Genomic DNA, 15,687 nt, shown 5'->3' with positions numbered 1-15,687 from the left:
CTCACTGGAAATGAAGGGGAGCCGCTTGCAACACGAAATGCAACATTGCCGCCGTATCCGAACTAAAAGCCCGCACTAACATATTGAAACGGATAGAGAAAAAAGTGGTGCCCCCGCCAGGGTTCGAACCCGGGACCCCCTGATTACAAATCAGGTGCTCTACCAACTGAGCTACAAGGGCACTTTCGAGTGGGGAGTTACCAGATTTTCCCTTCCTGTAAAGAGAAAATCGCCGCAACATGAGATGGCGTGCATTCGAGCTGGGTTGCTTCACTCACCGGCGATGGCGCAAGGCGCTTGTCCAAAAGCCTGTTTTTCCTGTACTTAATGCCGTCCGGGCGGCATGGTCCTGTCATAGGCTCGTGTTAGCTCAAATGGTTTCAGCGTCCCTTGCGCGGCCCCTCGGGCGGCGGCACCCTTAAAGGCCCGTTCATGTCGTCCCAGACGAACAAGCTCTCCATCATCGCCTCGACGGCCCCGGAAGCACAATCCGCGCTGGAGGAACTCGTGAGGCTCTACGGCAACGTGCCCACCGCGGAAGCCGACGTGATCGTCGCGCTCGGCGGCGACGGCTTCATGCTGCAGACGCTGCACGACACGATCAATACGGGCAAAAGCGTCTATGGCATGAACTGCGGTTCGGTCGGCTTCCTGATGAACGATTATCGCGCACAGAAACTCCACGAGCGGGTGGCCGAATCGATCGAGAACGAATTTCATCCGCTCAAGATGACGACGGTCAACGAGGATGGCTCGACGTCGGTGGCCCTTGCCATCAACGAGGTCTATCTCTTCCGGCAATCCTATCAGGCGGCCAAGCTCAGGGTGGAGATCGACGGCCATGTGCGGCTGGAGGAACTGATCTGCGACGGGCTGATGATCGCCACGCCCGCCGGTTCGACCGCCTACAATCTCTCGGCGCATGGGCCGATCCTGCCGCTGGAGGCGCCGTTGCTCGCCATGACGCCGGTCTCGGCATTTCGCCCGCGGCGGTGGCGCGGCGCGCTTTTGCCGAACCACGTCTGCGTCGATATCCACATCCTCGAACCCGAGAAGCGGCCGGTCAATGCGGTTGCCGACAATACCGAGGTGAAGTCGGTGCTGAAGGTGCGGGTGGCGCAATCGACCGAAATCACCGCCCGCATCCTCTCCGATCCCAACCATTCCTGGTCCGACCGGATTCTCGCCGAGCAGTTCAACAACTGACTCAGCGTCAGCTCACGCAAATGAAACCTGTTGTCCTCGCGTGAGGCTCAGCGCTTCGGTCTAAAGGCACGCAGAAAAGTGCGGGTGGCGTTCGCCGCCATCTGGTCGATTTCCGATTCCGGCGTCTGGCGGCCCATCTGCTGATCGTAGCGAAGGTCGGCCGCCAGAAGCGCCATATACTGGCGGGCGGCAAGCGCCGGATCGTCGATCTCGAGATGACCGCCGTGAGCGAGTTGCGCCAGGCGGGCCGCAATCGCCGGATATTTCTTGCCGGGCCCGTATTCCTTCCAGGTTTCGAAAAGCTCGGGGAAGCGGGCGCCTTCGGTTTCGACCACCTTGCGCAGCCAGCGGCCGTTCGGGTCGCAGATTGCCTTGCGCAGGAGCTGGGCCGAAAACTGCGTCAGTTCGGTGTCGATATCCTGCGGCGCTACGGGAAACGTATCGAGCACGCGAAAGAAACCGGCGCTGGAGCGGTCGGTGATTTCGGCGACCACGACCTTGAAAAGATTATCCTTGTCGCCCAGCTGATTGTAGATCGTCTGGCGCGATACCCCTGCCCTTGCAGCGATCGCATCGATGCTGGCGCCGCCAAAGCCTTCCTGGGCAAAAACATCGGCTGCAGCGTTGAGGATCGCCTGGCGCTTGTTCTGCGCCGGCGGCCAAGTGTCGTAATCGCGCGGAAGTTCGGCAGACGAATTTTTCATGACATCACTATAGCGGGGCTTGACGAATTGGGCAATTGTGTCCAAAATAATTTACATGATTGTTTAGGCCTATCCTCCCAAACGCGGCCGGCTCTCATATTCATCTCCCATAATCGTCTTCGCCCTGCCGTTACCACGGCAGATGTGGTGACGGGAAAGGTTTTTTCCAAATGCAAAGCAGAGCTCCTTCGCATGCCCTGTCGCTCGGGCTGCTCTCCGCTATCGGGCTTTTCGCCCTCGACATGTATCTCCCGGCATTGCCGACCATCAGCGTCAACCTCAATGCTGACAGCCATGAGGTGCAGGCGAGCCTGATCTCCTTCTTCGTCGCCATGGCGGTTTCGCAGATCGTCTACGGCCCGGTCTCCGACATGTTCGGCCGCAAGAAGCCGCTCTATGTCGGTCTCGCACTTTATGCCATCGGGGCGGTCGGCTGCGCCCTGTCGCCGTCGATCGAGTGGCTGATCGCCTTCCGGTTCCTGCAGGGCATGGGCGCCTGCGCCGGCGTCGTCATCTCCCGCGCCATCGTCCGCGACCTGCATACCGGTCCGGCCGCAGCCCAGCTGATGTCGCGGCTGATGCTGGTGTTCAGCGTCTCGCCGATCCTCGCTCCGCTTGCCGGCAGCATCGTTACCGTGTTCGGCGACTGGCGGCTGATCTTCTGGGTCATGGTCGGCGCCGGTGCGGTCGGCGCCGTCGTTGCGGTCTTCTTCCTCGAGGAAACCCGTCTGCCGGCCGCACGCAGTGAAAGCAGTCTCGCCAGCGCGCTCAGGTCCTATGGCACGCTGCTGCGGGATCCCTACTATCTCGGGCTGGTGCTGATCGCCTCCTTCGGCATGTCGAGCTACATGATCTACGTGGCGAATTCGTCCTTCGTGCTGATCGAGCATTACGGCCTGTCGCCGACGTTCTACAGCTTCGTCTTCTCGTGCAATGCGGTTGCCTTTATCGGCATGTCGCAGCTGAACGGCTGGCTCTCCCGCAAGATCGGGCTGCGGAAAGTGATCCGCGGCGCGGTGTTCGGGTATTCCACGATGATGGTCCTTCTGGCGCTCGTCACGTCGCTCGGCATCGACCGTCTCGATGTGATGGCGGCCTTCCTGTTCGGCGGCTACGGCTTCCTCGGCATGATCATTCCGACGGCGGCGGTGCTGGCGCTCGAACATCACGGCCGGATCGCCGGCACGGCGTCGGCGATGATGGGCACGATCCAGTTCGTGACCTCGGCGGTCGTGATCGGCCTCGGCGGCCTGTTCGTCGACGGCACTTCGCTGCCGATGGTGACGGTCATCGCGTTATGCTCGGTCGTGGTCTTCCTGCTGTCGCTCGTGGTGCTGCGCAGCCGCCAAGGCGCCATGGCGGCCGCGGCGGAATAACCAGCTATCCACCCAACAAAAAAGCGGCCGGACTTTTCCAAGCCCGGCCGCTTTCGTTTGTGATTCTTCCGCGGATCGTCAATCGACGTCAGCGACATCCACATCCGGCTTGCCGCTGATGCGATGCGCCAGGGCAGCTTCCATGAACGGATTGATATCTCCGTCCAGCACGTCGTCCGGCGCAGTGCTGGTCACGCCTGTGCGCAGGTCCTTGACCATCTGGTAGGGCTGCAGCACGTAGGAGCGGATCTGGTGGCCCCAGCCGATCTCGGACTTGGAAGCCGCCTCGGCGTTCGCCGCGTCTTCGCGCTTCTTCAACTCCGCTTCGTAGAGCCGCGCACGCAGCATGTCCCAGGCCTTGGCCTTGTTCTTGTGCTGCGAACGCTCCTGCTGGCACTGCACCACGATGCCCGACGGCATGTGCGTGATGCGCACCGCCGAGTCGGTCGTGTTGACGTGCTGGCCGCCGGCACCCGACGAACGATAGGTGTCGATGCGGCAGTCGCTTTCGTTGATCTCGATGTTGATCGAGTCGTCGATGACCGGATAGACCCAGATGGACGAGAACGAGGTGTGGCGGCGGGCGTTGCTGTCATAGGGCGAAATGCGGACCAGGCGGTGGACGCCCGATTCGGTCTTCAGCCAGCCATAGGCATTGTGGCCCTTGACGAGGATGGTCGCCGACTTGATACCGGCTTCTTCGCCGTCATGCACTTCCAGAAGCTCGACCTTGAAACGCTGACGCTCGGCCCAGCGGGTGTACATGCGCAGAAGCATGTTCGCCCAGTCCTGGCTTTCCGTGCCGCCGGCGCCGGAATGGACTTCGACATAGGTGTCGTTGCCATCCGCTTCGCCCGACAGCATGGCCTCGACCTGGCGCCGGCCGGATTCCGCCATCAGCGCCTTCAGCGCCTCTTCGGCTTCCTTGACGATCGCTTCGTCGCCCTCTTCCTCACCGAGTTCGATGAGTTCGATATTGTCGTTGAGCTGTTGCTCCATGGCCTTGACGCCATTGATGCCGTCGTCGAGCTGCTGGCGCTCGCGCATCAGCTTCTGCGCTTCCGCAGCATCGTTCCAGAGGTTCGGATCCTCTGACTTGTTGTTCAACCAGTCCAGTCGTCTTACCGCCTGATCCCAGTCAAAGATGCCTCCTCAGCAGGCTTATGGCCTGCTTGATTTCGTCGACTACATTGATGATTTCCGCACGCATGGCGCTTGTTCTTCGCTCTTTGTGTTGGGGTTTTAGGTGCCGTGGACATAGTTGCAGCAAGCCCGGATGTAAAGCCCGGGCCTGCCGACGAGGCTGCCGCTTCGGATAGCGATCAGAACAGACCCGGCATGCCGGAGGTGACAGCCTGCTGCGCCTGGGGCGAGTTGGTGAAGATCTGGTCCTGGGTCATGTATTCGCCGTCGCCGATGACCTGGAAGACGTCGGCCGGGCCGGTGCCGGGCTTGAAGGCCTCGACGATCGTGTCGGGCTGGCCTTCCATGGCCGCCATGCCGGTCTTGCGGTTGACGGCGACGAGCTGCATGCCGTCCGGCACGTGGAACTTTTCGGCAGGCGTCAGCTTGGCGGCCTGGGCGAGGAACTCGCCGAAAATAGGCGCGGCAAGGCCGCTGCCGGTGCCGGCACGGCCGAGCGGTGCCGGCGTGTCGAAGCCGACATAAAGACCGGCGACCAAGTTCGGCGTGAAGCCGACGAACCAGGCGTCCTTTTCGTCATTGGTGGTGCCAGTCTTGCCGGCGACGTCGCGGTCCTTGACCGGGATCTTGCCGGCTGCCGTACCGCGCTGGACCACGCCCTGCATCATCGAAGTGATCTGGTAGGCGGTCATCGGGTCGAGAACCTGCTCGCGGTTGTCGACGATGCTCGGTTCCTCCTGGTTGGCCCAGTCATTGAAGTTGCAGCCGTCGCAGGCGCGCTCCTCGTGACGGAAGATGGTCTTGCCGTAACGGTCCTGGATGCGGTCGATGACGGTCGGCTTGATCTGCTTGCCGCCATTGGCGATGACCGCATAGGCCGAAACCATGCGCATGACCGTCGTTTCGCCGGAACCGAGCGACATGGCCAGCACCGGCAGCATCTTGTCGTAGATGCCGAAACGCTCGGCATATTCGGCGACCAGCTCCATGCCCATGTCCTGCGCCAGGCGCACGGTCATCTGGTTACGAGACTTTTCGATGCCGATGCGCAGCGTCGACGGGCCGCCTGAATCGCCGCCGTAGTTTTCCGGCCGCCAGACCTGACCACCGGAGACGATCTCGATCGGCGCGTCCAGGATGACCGAGGCCGGCGTATAGCCGTTGTCGAGCGCTGCCGAATAGACGAAGGGCTTGAACGACGAACCCGGCTGGCGCATTGCCTGGGTGGCGCGGTTGAATTCCGATTGCGAATAGGAGAAGCCGCCGGCCATCGCGAGAACGCGGCCCGTATTCGGGTCCATGGCGACCAAACCGCCCTGGACCTTCGGCGGCTGGCGCAGCCTGTAGGTCTTGGCCTGCGGATTGATTGGCTCCACGTAAACGACGTCGCCCGGCTTCAGCACGCCGTCCGGCGATTTCGCCGGCTTGCGGGTATTGGTCGAGTCCCGATAGGCCCATTTCATGTCGTCGCCGTTGATCGTACCCATCTCGCGAGCCGCGTCGACCTTGCCGGCCGCATCCGCCGAGGGCTGGAGGCCGATCGTGGCAGACTTTGCCGAGACCTCGGTGACGACGGCGAGCTTCCATTCCGGCACGTCCGAGAGCGACTTCTGCTTGGCAAGTTCCGGCCCCCAATCCCAGCTTCCAGGGGCACCAGTCACGGCGATCTGAGCGACCGGCCCGTGGAAACCGCGGCGCTCGTCATATTCCACCAGACCGTTTTGCAGGGCGGCGCGGGCGATGACCTGAAGGTCGGGATCGAGCGAGGTGCGGACCGAAAGCCCCCCTTCATAGAGCGACTTGTCGCCGTAACGCTCGATGATCTGGCGTCGCACTTCTTCCGAGAAATAATCCGATGCGAAAACATGGGCGCCGGTCCGGCGCTGCTTGACGCCCAGCGGCTGCTTTTTGGCCTCCTCGGCATCGGCCTGGGTGATGTAGCCGTTCTCGGCCATGCGGTCGACGACCCAGTTGCGGCGCTCGAGCGCTGCCTTTTCGCGGCGGAAGGGATGGTAGTTGGCCGGACCCTTCGGAAGGGCTGCAAGATAGGCGGCCTCGGCCGTCGTCAGCTCGGTCACCGATTTGTCGAAATAGGTGAGTGCCGCGCCGGCGATGCCGTAGGAGTTCTGGCCGAAGAAAATCTCGTTCAGATAGAGTTCGAGGATCTTGTCCTTCGAATAGGTCTGCTCGATGCGGAAGGAGAGGATCGCTTCCTTGACCTTGCGGTCGATCGTCTGGTCGGCAGAGAGGAGGAAGTTCTTCGCCACCTGCTGAGTGATCGTCGAGGCACCTTCGGGGCGACGGCCGGAACCCAGGTTCTGGAGGTTCGAGAGGACGGCGCGCCCAAGACCCGTGATGTCGATGCCGGGATGGCTGTAGAAATTCTTGTCCTCGGCGGACAGGAAGGCCGCCTTGACCCGGTCCGGCACCGCCTGAATGGGCAGGAAGAGACGCCGTTCGCGGGCGTATTCCGCCATCAGAGCGCCGTTGCCTGCATGCACACGGGTGGCGACCGGCGGCTCGTAGGAGGCAAGCACCTCGTAGTTCGGCAGGTCCTTGGTCATCCCGGTGAGGTAGATACCCACGCCGGCAGCCACGACCAGAAACAGGACGCAGGCCAAACCAAAGAGATAACCAATCAATCTTACCATATCGGAGCTACCGTTCAGCTTTCATTCGGCGCGTGAAACACACCATCGCATGGTTAGAGGCGTTTTGCACGGTGATTGCACCAGCGCAAGGCGAAAGCGGATCGATCCTCCGCCATCCGTTGCATCTGAGAGATTATCGAATAACCGCCTGAATGTGAGTAAAATAGGGCTCTTAGATGCGATTTCCGGCGTCCGCCCTCCCCCGCGCGATATTCCCCGATGCCTGTGGCACCGGCGCCACGCGGAGCACAGGCAATCAGCCGCCATTCGCCATCGCACGGGCACGATAGCGCTTGATGGCGTCGACCATGCGATCGATCACCTTCGACCGCCACGACTCATCCAGCAGCAGCTTTTCATCTTCGACATTGGACAGGAAGCCGAGTTCGAGGAGCACGGAGGGAATGTCCGGCGCGCGCAGAACCTGGAAGCCCGCATAACGGTGGGGATTATTGATGAGCCCGATCTGCCCTTCGAAGGACTGGACGACATTGGTGGCGAGCGCGGTCGAAAACGCCTGGGTCTCGCGCCGGGTCAGGTCGAGCAGGATATCGGCGACCTCCGGCGGGCCACTCTGGAGCGTATAGCCCGCAAGCTCGTCGGACAGGTTTTCGCGGGCGGCGAGGTTTTCGGCCATGCGGTCGGAGGCCTTGTCAGACAGGGTATAGACGGTCGCGCCGCGAATGTCCTTCTGGCCGAGCGTATCGGCATGCAGGGACACGAAGAGATCGGCGTGGCCCTGGCGGGCGAGCGTCACGCGCTCGGAGAGCGAAAGAAACGTGTCGTCGTCGCGGGTCAGGACGGCCTTGATACCCTCGACCTTATTCAATCGTTCGGCAAGCGTCTTGGCGAACGCAAGCGTGATGGTCTTTTCGGGCGTCTTGGTGCCCGCCCCCGTCGCGCCGGCATCGATCCCCCCGTGCCCGGCATCGACAGCAACCGTAAAGACATTGTCCTTCTCGGCCATCGCCAGCGCGTCCGGAACCGCCGCCGTCGGGGTCGCCCAGTTCTGGGTCTTCACCAGATCGGCAAATACCTCCCTGGAGGCCATTTCCGCATCCAGGACCAGCCTATAGCTGCCGTTGTCGTTCGACTGGACCTCGGCGATCGACAGTTTCACCGGCCTCTTGGCGGTCAGCACGATGCGGGCGCTCGACTCACCCATCGCGCCGTAGCGGATGTCCTTGAAGAGACCACGCGCGGCCAGATCCTCGGCGGGGAACCCGAAGGCGGTCGCCGGCAGGTCGACGATCACCCGCTCCGGCGCGGCGACGTAGTGGACGGAGAATTCCGGCTTTTTCTCGAATTCGATGACGATCCTGGTGCGCGCCTCGTCGCCGGCAACCCGCGCGCTGAAGGCGAGAAGCGGCGGCTGCGGCGTAGCGCGGGCGGAACTCAAGGGAAGGGTCGCGGCGGAGGCTGCCAAAAGAAGAACCGCGCAAGCGATTCGCGCAAAAAAACCCTGCAGGCTTCCGCCGCAGGCCGTCGCTGCGCTTGCCTTTAGATCCGCCCTCAAAACGCCACTCGCATTCAAAGCCCCGCCGCCTGTCGGGCAACCCGCATCAAAGTGCCCGTTCTAGAAGGCATTTGCATGTCAAAAGATGCGAATCAACCGCCCGTTCCCTGCCATCCATAAGGGGTCTAATTCCATCGAGAATATGGCAAACTTGGCTTTTCCCTTGCTATTGTGACAGATAAACCATACAACGCCCGTGAGGGTTAAAGTGTTGACGGGATAGTCTGCCGATAGGCTGGCCAGCCTTTTCAGGACCTGGCGCCGAAGACCGACAGTCATCCGCCGTCGCTACACTTTTTCCTGATACACGATCCAACCGGCGGTGGCCGGAATAATACCGGGTGGCGTGCCACCCACCGCTCATGCGGAGCACATTCATCGGGCCCATGCGGGCCTATGGTATCGTCATTCTCGTTTGGTTTTTGATGTCGCGGCACAATTTTCAGAACCTGGAGAGACCGAGGGAGCAACGCTCCCCGTCATCTTTCCGGTTGCCGTCACAACCGCGCCCGACGGGAACATCTTTATCCGGCGCAACGACCGCATTGCATGACGGGCCTGTCCTCGTGGCAGGCTTTTCTGCATTCTCCCGGCGGCGCCGAGGAGCAGAATTTCAATGGCAGACAAAATGCTTATCGACGCGTCTCACGAAGAGGAGACGCGCGTAGTCGTCGTTCGCGGTAACCGGATCGAGGAGTTCGATTTCGAATCGCAGCATAAGAAACAGATACGCGGCAATATCTATCTGGCGAAGGTGACGAGGGTCGAACCCTCACTGCAGGCCGCTTTCGTCGACTACGGCGGGAACCGTCACGGCTTCCTCGCCTTCGCCGAAATCCATCCCGACTATTATCAGATTCCGCTTGCCGACCGTCAGGCGCTGATGCAGCAGGAAGCCGAGGATCAGCGCAAGATCGCCGAGGCGGAAGCCGCTGATCCGGTGGTCGATCCAGCCCACCAGGAACAGCCGGATATCGGCATTTCCACCCCTGCCCCCGCCGCCGAGCCAGCAAGCGAAGCCGGCGCGGAAGCAGCCGAGGCAAGCCCGGTCGAGGCTGTCGCCGCCGAAGAGGCAGAAAAGCCGAAGGCCAAGCCGCGCCGCAGCCGCGCCCGCAAGAAGCCGGCGGAAGAAGCAGCCGCTCTCGAAGCCGGCGCATCCGAAGGCGAAGGCGCTCCTTCCTCCGAGAACAATGACGACGACGGTTCGACGCCCGGCGAAATGGCCGCGATGGTCGAGACCGATTCGATTTCGGAAGACGTCGACGCCCGCCGCGGCGGCCGCAACGACGATTTCGATGACGACGACGATGACGACCACGGCGAGAAGGAAGTGATCGAATCGGTCGGCGCCGAAGACGCCATGGAAGAAGTTCCGGACCGCGTCGTGCGCAAGCCGCGCAAGCAGTACCGTATCCAGGAAGTCATCAAGCGCCGCCAGATCCTGCTCGTGCAGGTCGCCAAGGAAGAGCGCGGCAACAAGGGTGCGGCTCTCACCACCTATCTTTCGCTCGCCGGCCGTTATTCGGTGCTGATGCCCAACACGGCGCGTGGTGGCGGCATTTCCCGGAAGATCACCCAGCCGCAGGACCGCAAGCGCCTGAAGGAAATCGCCCGCGAACTCGACGTGCCGCAGGGCATGGGCGTGATCCTGCGCACCGCCGGTGCGAACCGCACCCGCGTCGAAGTCAAGCGCGACTTCGAATACCTGATGCGCCTTTGGGAAAACGTCCGCACGCTGACACTGAGCTCGACCGCCCCTACCCTCGTCTACGAGGAAGGCTCGCTGATCAAGCGTTCGATCCGCGACCTCTATAACAAGGACATTTCCGAGATCATCGTCTCCGGCGAAGAAGGCTATCGTGAAGCGAAAGACTTCATGAAGATGCTGATGCCGAGCCATGCCAAGGTGGTCCAGCCCTACCGCGACCTGCATCCGATCTTCGCCCGTTCCGGCATCGAAGCGCAGCTCGATCGCATGCTGCAGCCGCAGGTGACGCTGAAGTCCGGCGGCTACCTGATCATGAACCAGACGGAAGCGCTGGTCGCCATCGACGTCAACTCCGGCCGCTCGACCCGCGAACATTCGATCGAGGAAACGGCGCTCCAGACCAACCTGGAAGCTGCCGAGGAAGTCGCCCGCCAGCTTCGTCTGCGCGACCTTGCCGGCCTGATCGTCATCGACTTCATCGACATGGAAGAGAAGCGCAACAACCGCGCCGTCGAGAAGAAGCTGAAGGATTGCCTGAAGAACGACCGCGCCCGCATCCAGGTCGGTCGCATCTCGCATTTCGGCCTGCTCGAAATGTCGCGCCAGCGCATCCGCGCCTCGGTTCTCGAATCAACGACGCAGATCTGCACCCATTGCGGTGGCACCGGTCATGTGCGCTCGCAGTCGTCGGTCGCCCTGCACGTGCTGCGCGGCGTCGAGGAATATCTGCTCAAGAACACCACGCATGACATCACCGTGCGCACCACGCCGGAGATCGCGCTCTATCTCCTGAACCACAAGCGCACCAGCATCGTCGATTACGAGAACCGCTTCGGCGTCTCGATCTTCATCGAATCGGATGTCAGCATCGGCTCCAGCCACTTCGCGATCGATCGTGGCGAGCCGGTCGAGAACCCGGTCAAGATCGAAAGCCTGATGCAGTTCGCGGCCATCCCCGTCGAAGAGGACGATGACGACTTCGTCATCGAGGCCGACGAGGAGGAAGAAGAAGAGACCGTCGCAGCGGCGGCGCAGCCGGCAGCAGCCAGTGCCGAGCGCGCCCAGCAGCAGGGCGACGACCAGAACGGCCGCAAGCGCAAGCGCCGCCGGCGTCGTCGCAACCGTGGAGAAAAGGGCGGAGACGCCCAGACTGCCCAGGGCGGCAACGACGACATGGCCGATGGCGACGAGGACGGCGACGAAGGCGAGGACGACGTTTCCGAAGCCGGCGAAGCATCCGACGCAACGGTTGCAGCCGATTCGGACTCGGAAGAAAACCGCCGCAAGCGCCGCCGCCGCGGCAAGCGCGGTGGTCGTCGCAATCGCAATGGTGAGGACGGACAGGAACTGAGCGCTTCGGAGGACGGCGAAGCGGCCGACGAAGATGCATCCAGCGAAGACGTCGCGGCAGTGCCGGCAGCAACCGTAGCGGAAGCCTCCGAAGAGGCCGCCGTCGAGGCTGTCCCGGCTCCCGCCGAGGCGGAAGCAGCACCTAGCGGCAAGCCGGAAGCCAAGCCGCGCCGTTCGCGTCGTGGCAAGGCGGCGACTGCGACCGACGCACCGGCTGCGGAAGAAGCGGCTGCGGTTGTTCCGGCTCCGGTGGAAACCGTCGTCGAGCAGGTCGAAGCCGCGCTCGGCCAGGAGCCGCAGGCTCCCGAAGCCGCTACGGTTGAAGCCACGCCTGCCGAAGAAGCTCCCGTCGCAGAGGCCGAGCAGGCCGATAGCGGTGAAGCAAAGCCGGCACGGGCCAACCGCGCATCGAACATCTCCTCCTCCGTCGAGGCGGTGGTGAAGAGCTCCGATCCCGTGGCAGCGCCCGAGACCGAAGCCGACCCGTCGAAGCCGAAGAAAGCCGGCTGGTGGCAGCGCCGCGGCTTCTTCTGAGCCTGACGAGAACCGACGAAACGGCCGCGCAAGACGCGGCCGTTTTTATTTCTGCCCTGCCCTGAGCCTCAGAAACTGGATCAACCGCCTGCCGAAGCGATTCCGAAAACGTGGCTAGCCTGTTGAAATCAGACTCCATTCCAGCATCGGGTCCGCCGTCCGGCCAGGCGTCATACGCAGTTGTGAACTGGCGGAAACCGCCTGGACATGATTTTGAGGTTTTTTGGAAAGCCCGACTGGCTTACTTTGGGCACAAACCGCAACAATGGTGCGCGGGATTCGTGTGCCGACCAAGAGGATATGGATGACCCGCCTGTTCAAGACGCCCGTTTTCAAGACACTGGCCGCCGGCTCGATGCTGGCGCTGGCACTTTCCGCGACCGCCCCGGCTTTCGCCCTGGACGACCAGCAGAAGAAGGAAATGGGCCAGTTCATCCGTGAATACCTGCTGCAGAACCCGGAAGTGCTGGTCGAAGTCCAGAACGCGCTGGAGGCGAAGCAGCAGACCCAGCGCGTCGAGCAGTCGACCAAGGGGATCGCGGACAACAGGCAGGCGATCTTCTCCTCGCCGACCGACATTACGCTTGGCAATCCGAAGGGCGACGTCACGGTCGTCGAATTCTTCGATTACAATTGCGGCTACTGCAAGCGGGCGCTCTCTGACATGGACGACATCCTTTCCAAGGATAAGAACGTCCGCTTCATCCTCAAGGAATTCCCGATCCTCGGGCCGGACTCGGTCGCCGCCCACCGGGTGGCCAACGCCGTGCGCCTGGTCGCGCCGGAAAAATATGCGGAATTCCATCGCGAGCTGCTCAGCGGCAAGCCGCACGCTTCGGAAGCGACTGCCATTGCGGTCGCAAGCGCCCTCGGCGTCAAGGAGGCGGCGATCCGCAAGTCCATGGCCGACCAGCCGAACGACGACCTGGTGCGCGACGCCTACCGGCTCGCCAACGCGATCGGCATAACCGGCACGCCGACCTATGTGGTCGGCGACGAAGCCGTCTTCGGCGCCGTCGGCCTCGAAACCATCGAACAGAAGGTCGCCAACGTGCGTGCCTGCGGCAAGGCGACCTGCTGACAGGGCAACCTCCCGAGCGACAGATGTTCCATCGCAGTGGACTCGCGGGCTTTCGGCGCGGCGGGGGCTTTCCCTTGCCGCGTCGGCGGTCTATAGGTGGCCCCTGAATTTCTGCATGGAACAATAGATCAGTGATGAGCAAGACGATCTTCGTCCTCAATGGCCCCAATCTCAATATGCTGGGCAAGCGCGAGCCGGGCATCTACGGTGCGGCCACGCTGAAGGACGTCGAGAAGGACTGTATCGCCGCCGGCAGGGAACTCGGCTTCGATGTCGATTTTCGCCAGAGCAATCATGAAGGCGTGCTGATCGACTGGATGCACGAGGCCAATGAAAAGGCCGTCGGCGTCGCCATCAACGCGGGCGCCTATACCCATACCTCGATCGCCTTGCACGACGCCATCAAGGCGATCTCCGTGCCGGTGATCGAGCTTCATATCTCGAATGTCCACGCGCGGGAGGAATTCCGCCATCATTCGATGATCGCACCGGCGGTAAAGGGCGTGATCTGCGGTTTTGGCACCGCGAGCTACATTCTGGCGCTGCACGCCTTGAAATCCATTACCGCCTGACAAGATAAACAGAACAATAGGGTTTGCCATGTCTGACAAGAAGAACGGTATCGACAAGGGACTGATCCGCGACCTCGCGAACATTCTCAACGATACCGACCTCACCGAGATCGAAGTCGAACAGGACGATGTGCGTATTCGTGTATCGCGCGTCGGTACGACTCAATATGTCCAGGCTCCGGTCGCAGCGCCCGCCTATGCCCCGGCTGCAGCGCCCGTAGCCGCAGCAGCGCCCGCAATCCAGGACAACAAGAACGCGGTCACTGCGCCGATGGTCGGCACCATCTACCTCTCCCCAGCCCCGGGTTCGCGCGCCTTCGTTGAAGTCGGCGCCACCGTCAAGGAAGGCCAGACGCTGCTGATCATCGAGGCCATGAAGACGATGAACCAGATCCCGTCGCCGCGCTCCGGCAAGGTCACGGAAATCCTGGTCAACGACTCTCAGCCCGTCGAGTACGGCCAGCCGCTCGTCGTCATCGAGTAAGGCGCATCCATGATTTCCAAGATCCTCATAGCCAACCGCGGTGAAATCGCGCTTCGCGTGCTTCGCGCCTGCAAGGAACTCGGCATCGCGACCGTCGCGGTCCATTCCACTGCGGACGCCGACGCCATGCACGTCCGGCTTGCCGACGAAAGCGTCTGCATCGGCCCGCCGCCGTCGCGCGACAGCTATCTGAACATCCACCAGATCGTCGCCGCCTGCGAAATCACCGGCGCCGACGCCGTGCATCCGGGCTACGGCTTTCTGTCGGAAAACGCCAAGTTCGCGGATATCCTCGACGCGCACGGCATCACCTTCATCGGCCCGACCGCCGATCATATCCGCATCATGGGCGACAAGATCACCGCCAAGCAGACCGCGCAGGAACTCGGCATCCCCGTGGTTCCCGGTTCGGACGGCGAAGTGAAGCCCGAGAACGCCATGGAAATCGCCCGCCAGATCGGTTTTCCGGTGCTGATCAAGGCGACGGCTGGCGGCGGCGGACGCGGCATGAAGGTCGCCAAGACCGAAGCCGACCTCGACGAAGCCGTGTCGACTGCCCGTTCCGAAGCGCTCGCCGCTTTCGGCAACGATGCCGTCTACATGGAAAAATATCTCGGGAAACCGCGCCATATCGAAATTCAGGTTGTCGGCGACGGCGAAGGCAATGCCATCCATCTCGGTGAACGCGACTGCTCGCTGCAGCGCCGCCACCAGAAGGTCTGGGAAGAAGCCAACTCCCCTGCCCTCAATGTCGAGCAGCGCATGAAGATCGGCGAAGTCTGCGCCGACGCGATGCGCAAGCTGAAATACCGCGGCGCCGGGACGATCGAGTTCCTCTACGAAAACGGCGAGTTCTATTTCATCGAAATGAACACCCGTCTTCAGGTCGAACACCCGATCACCGAAGCGATCACCGGCATCGACCTCGTGCACGAACAGATTCGCGTCGCCTCCGGCGGCGGCCTGTCCGTGCGTCAGGAAGACATCGTGTTCTCCGGCCATGCCATCGAATGCCGCATCAATGCCGAGGACCCGCGCACCTTCGTGCCGTCGCCCGGCACGATCACGCATTTCCATGCACCGGGCGGCCTCGGCGTGCGCGTCGATTCGGGCGCCTATGCCGGCTACAAGATCCCGCCCTATTACGACAGCCTGATCGGCAAGCTGATCGTGCACGGACGCACCCGCGTCGAATGCATGATGCGTCTGCGGCGTGTGCTGGACGAGTTCGTCGTGGACGGCATCAAGACGACGCTGCCGCTTTTCCAGGATCTGGTCGACAATCCGGATATCGCCAACGGCGATTATGACATACACTGGCTGGAGCAATATCTCGCCGGCGACAAGACGCATTAGGGAGAT

11 protein-coding genes and 1 tRNA gene are annotated in these 15,687 nt (G+C 62.2%); 7 read left to right on the top strand and 5 right to left on the bottom strand.

All coding sequences use genetic code 11. From position 1 onward, the window contains the following. Positions 1-105 precede the first annotated feature (105 nt). Positions 106-181, bottom strand: a tRNA-Thr gene (locus tag C5J26_RS06445). Positions 182-432: 251 nt separating this feature from the next. On the opposite strand from C5J26_RS06445, the gene C5J26_RS06440 reads away from it, so the two are divergent. Next, the gene (locus C5J26_RS06440) at positions 433-1,206 is read left to right on the top strand and encodes an NAD kinase (RefSeq protein WP_046636633.1); all 774 of its coding nucleotides are present in this window, start codon (positions 433-435) and stop codon (positions 1,204-1,206) included. A 47-nt stretch (positions 1,207-1,253) separates the two neighbouring features. Here C5J26_RS06440 and C5J26_RS06435 read toward each other — a convergent pair whose 3' ends face one another. Next, positions 1,254-1,910 (bottom strand): TetR/AcrR family transcriptional regulator, encoded by a 657-nt coding sequence (locus C5J26_RS06435; protein ID WP_105401418.1) that lies wholly within the window; start codon positions 1,908-1,910, stop codon positions 1,254-1,256. Between the two features lie 170 nt (positions 1,911-2,080). Between C5J26_RS06435 and C5J26_RS06430 the strand changes: the two genes are divergently transcribed. Continuing rightward, a complete protein-coding gene (locus C5J26_RS06430) occupies positions 2,081-3,286 on the top strand; it encodes a multidrug effflux MFS transporter (protein ID WP_105401068.1) in 1,206 nt (401 codons plus the stop codon). A 78-nt stretch (positions 3,287-3,364) separates the two neighbouring features. Here the strand turns inward: C5J26_RS06430 and prfB are convergent. The 3 genes from prfB to C5J26_RS06415 form a co-directional block, all read right to left on the bottom strand. Then, positions 3,365-4,496, bottom strand: a protein-coding gene (gene prfB, locus C5J26_RS06425) for a peptide chain release factor 2 (protein WP_105401067.1) whose coding sequence is annotated in 2 segments (ribosomal slippage) — positions 3,365-4,426 and positions 4,428-4,496 — 1,131 coding nt in all. Because the reading frame shifts where the segments join, the coding sequence is not laid out codon by codon here. 112 nt (positions 4,497-4,608) lie between these two features. Further along, positions 4,609-7,080 carry a penicillin-binding protein 1A gene (locus C5J26_RS06420; protein WP_105401066.1) on the bottom strand — a complete coding sequence of 824 codons (2,472 nt, stop codon included), beginning with the start codon at positions 7,078-7,080 and terminating at the stop codon, positions 4,609-4,611. A 256-nt stretch (positions 7,081-7,336) separates the two neighbouring features. After that, positions 7,337-8,548 (bottom strand): N-acetylmuramoyl-L-alanine amidase, encoded by a 1,212-nt coding sequence (locus C5J26_RS06415; protein ID WP_105401417.1) that lies wholly within the window; start codon positions 8,546-8,548, stop codon positions 7,337-7,339. A 664-nt stretch (positions 8,549-9,212) separates the two neighbouring features. Between C5J26_RS06415 and C5J26_RS06405 the strand changes: the two genes are divergently transcribed. The 5 genes from C5J26_RS06405 to accC all read left to right on the top strand — a co-directional run bounded on the left by C5J26_RS06405 (position 9,213) and on the right by accC (position 15,681). Further along, complete coding sequence (locus C5J26_RS06405; RefSeq protein WP_105401065.1) at positions 9,213-12,188, top strand: ribonuclease E/G; 2,976 nt, start codon at positions 9,213-9,215, stop codon at positions 12,186-12,188. 304 nt (positions 12,189-12,492) lie between these two features. Next, positions 12,493-13,269, top strand: coding sequence for a DsbA family protein (locus C5J26_RS06400; protein ID WP_105401416.1), 777 nt, complete (start codon positions 12,493-12,495; stop codon positions 13,267-13,269). 134 nt (positions 13,270-13,403) lie between these two features. Then, positions 13,404-13,841, top strand: coding sequence for a type II 3-dehydroquinate dehydratase (gene aroQ / locus C5J26_RS06395; protein WP_046605457.1), 438 nt, complete (start codon positions 13,404-13,406; stop codon positions 13,839-13,841). Between the two features lie 28 nt (positions 13,842-13,869). After that, positions 13,870-14,325, top strand: a complete 456-nt coding sequence (accB, locus tag C5J26_RS06390) for an acetyl-CoA carboxylase biotin carboxyl carrier protein (RefSeq protein ID WP_046667723.1) — start codon at positions 13,870-13,872, stop codon at positions 14,323-14,325. Between the two features lie 9 nt (positions 14,326-14,334). Then, entirely contained in the window at positions 14,335-15,681 is a 1,347-nt protein-coding gene (gene accC, locus C5J26_RS06385) for an acetyl-CoA carboxylase biotin carboxylase subunit (RefSeq protein ID WP_046636624.1), read from the top strand. Positions 15,682-15,687 lie beyond the last annotated feature (6 nt).

The organism is Neorhizobium sp. T7_12 (assembly GCF_002968535.1).
GTDB classification, from domain to species: domain Bacteria; phylum Pseudomonadota; class Alphaproteobacteria; order Rhizobiales; family Rhizobiaceae; genus Neorhizobium; species Neorhizobium tomejilense.
Note: the sequence above shows the minus strand (reverse complement) of the source record. Positions and strands in the feature narration are given on the sequence as shown.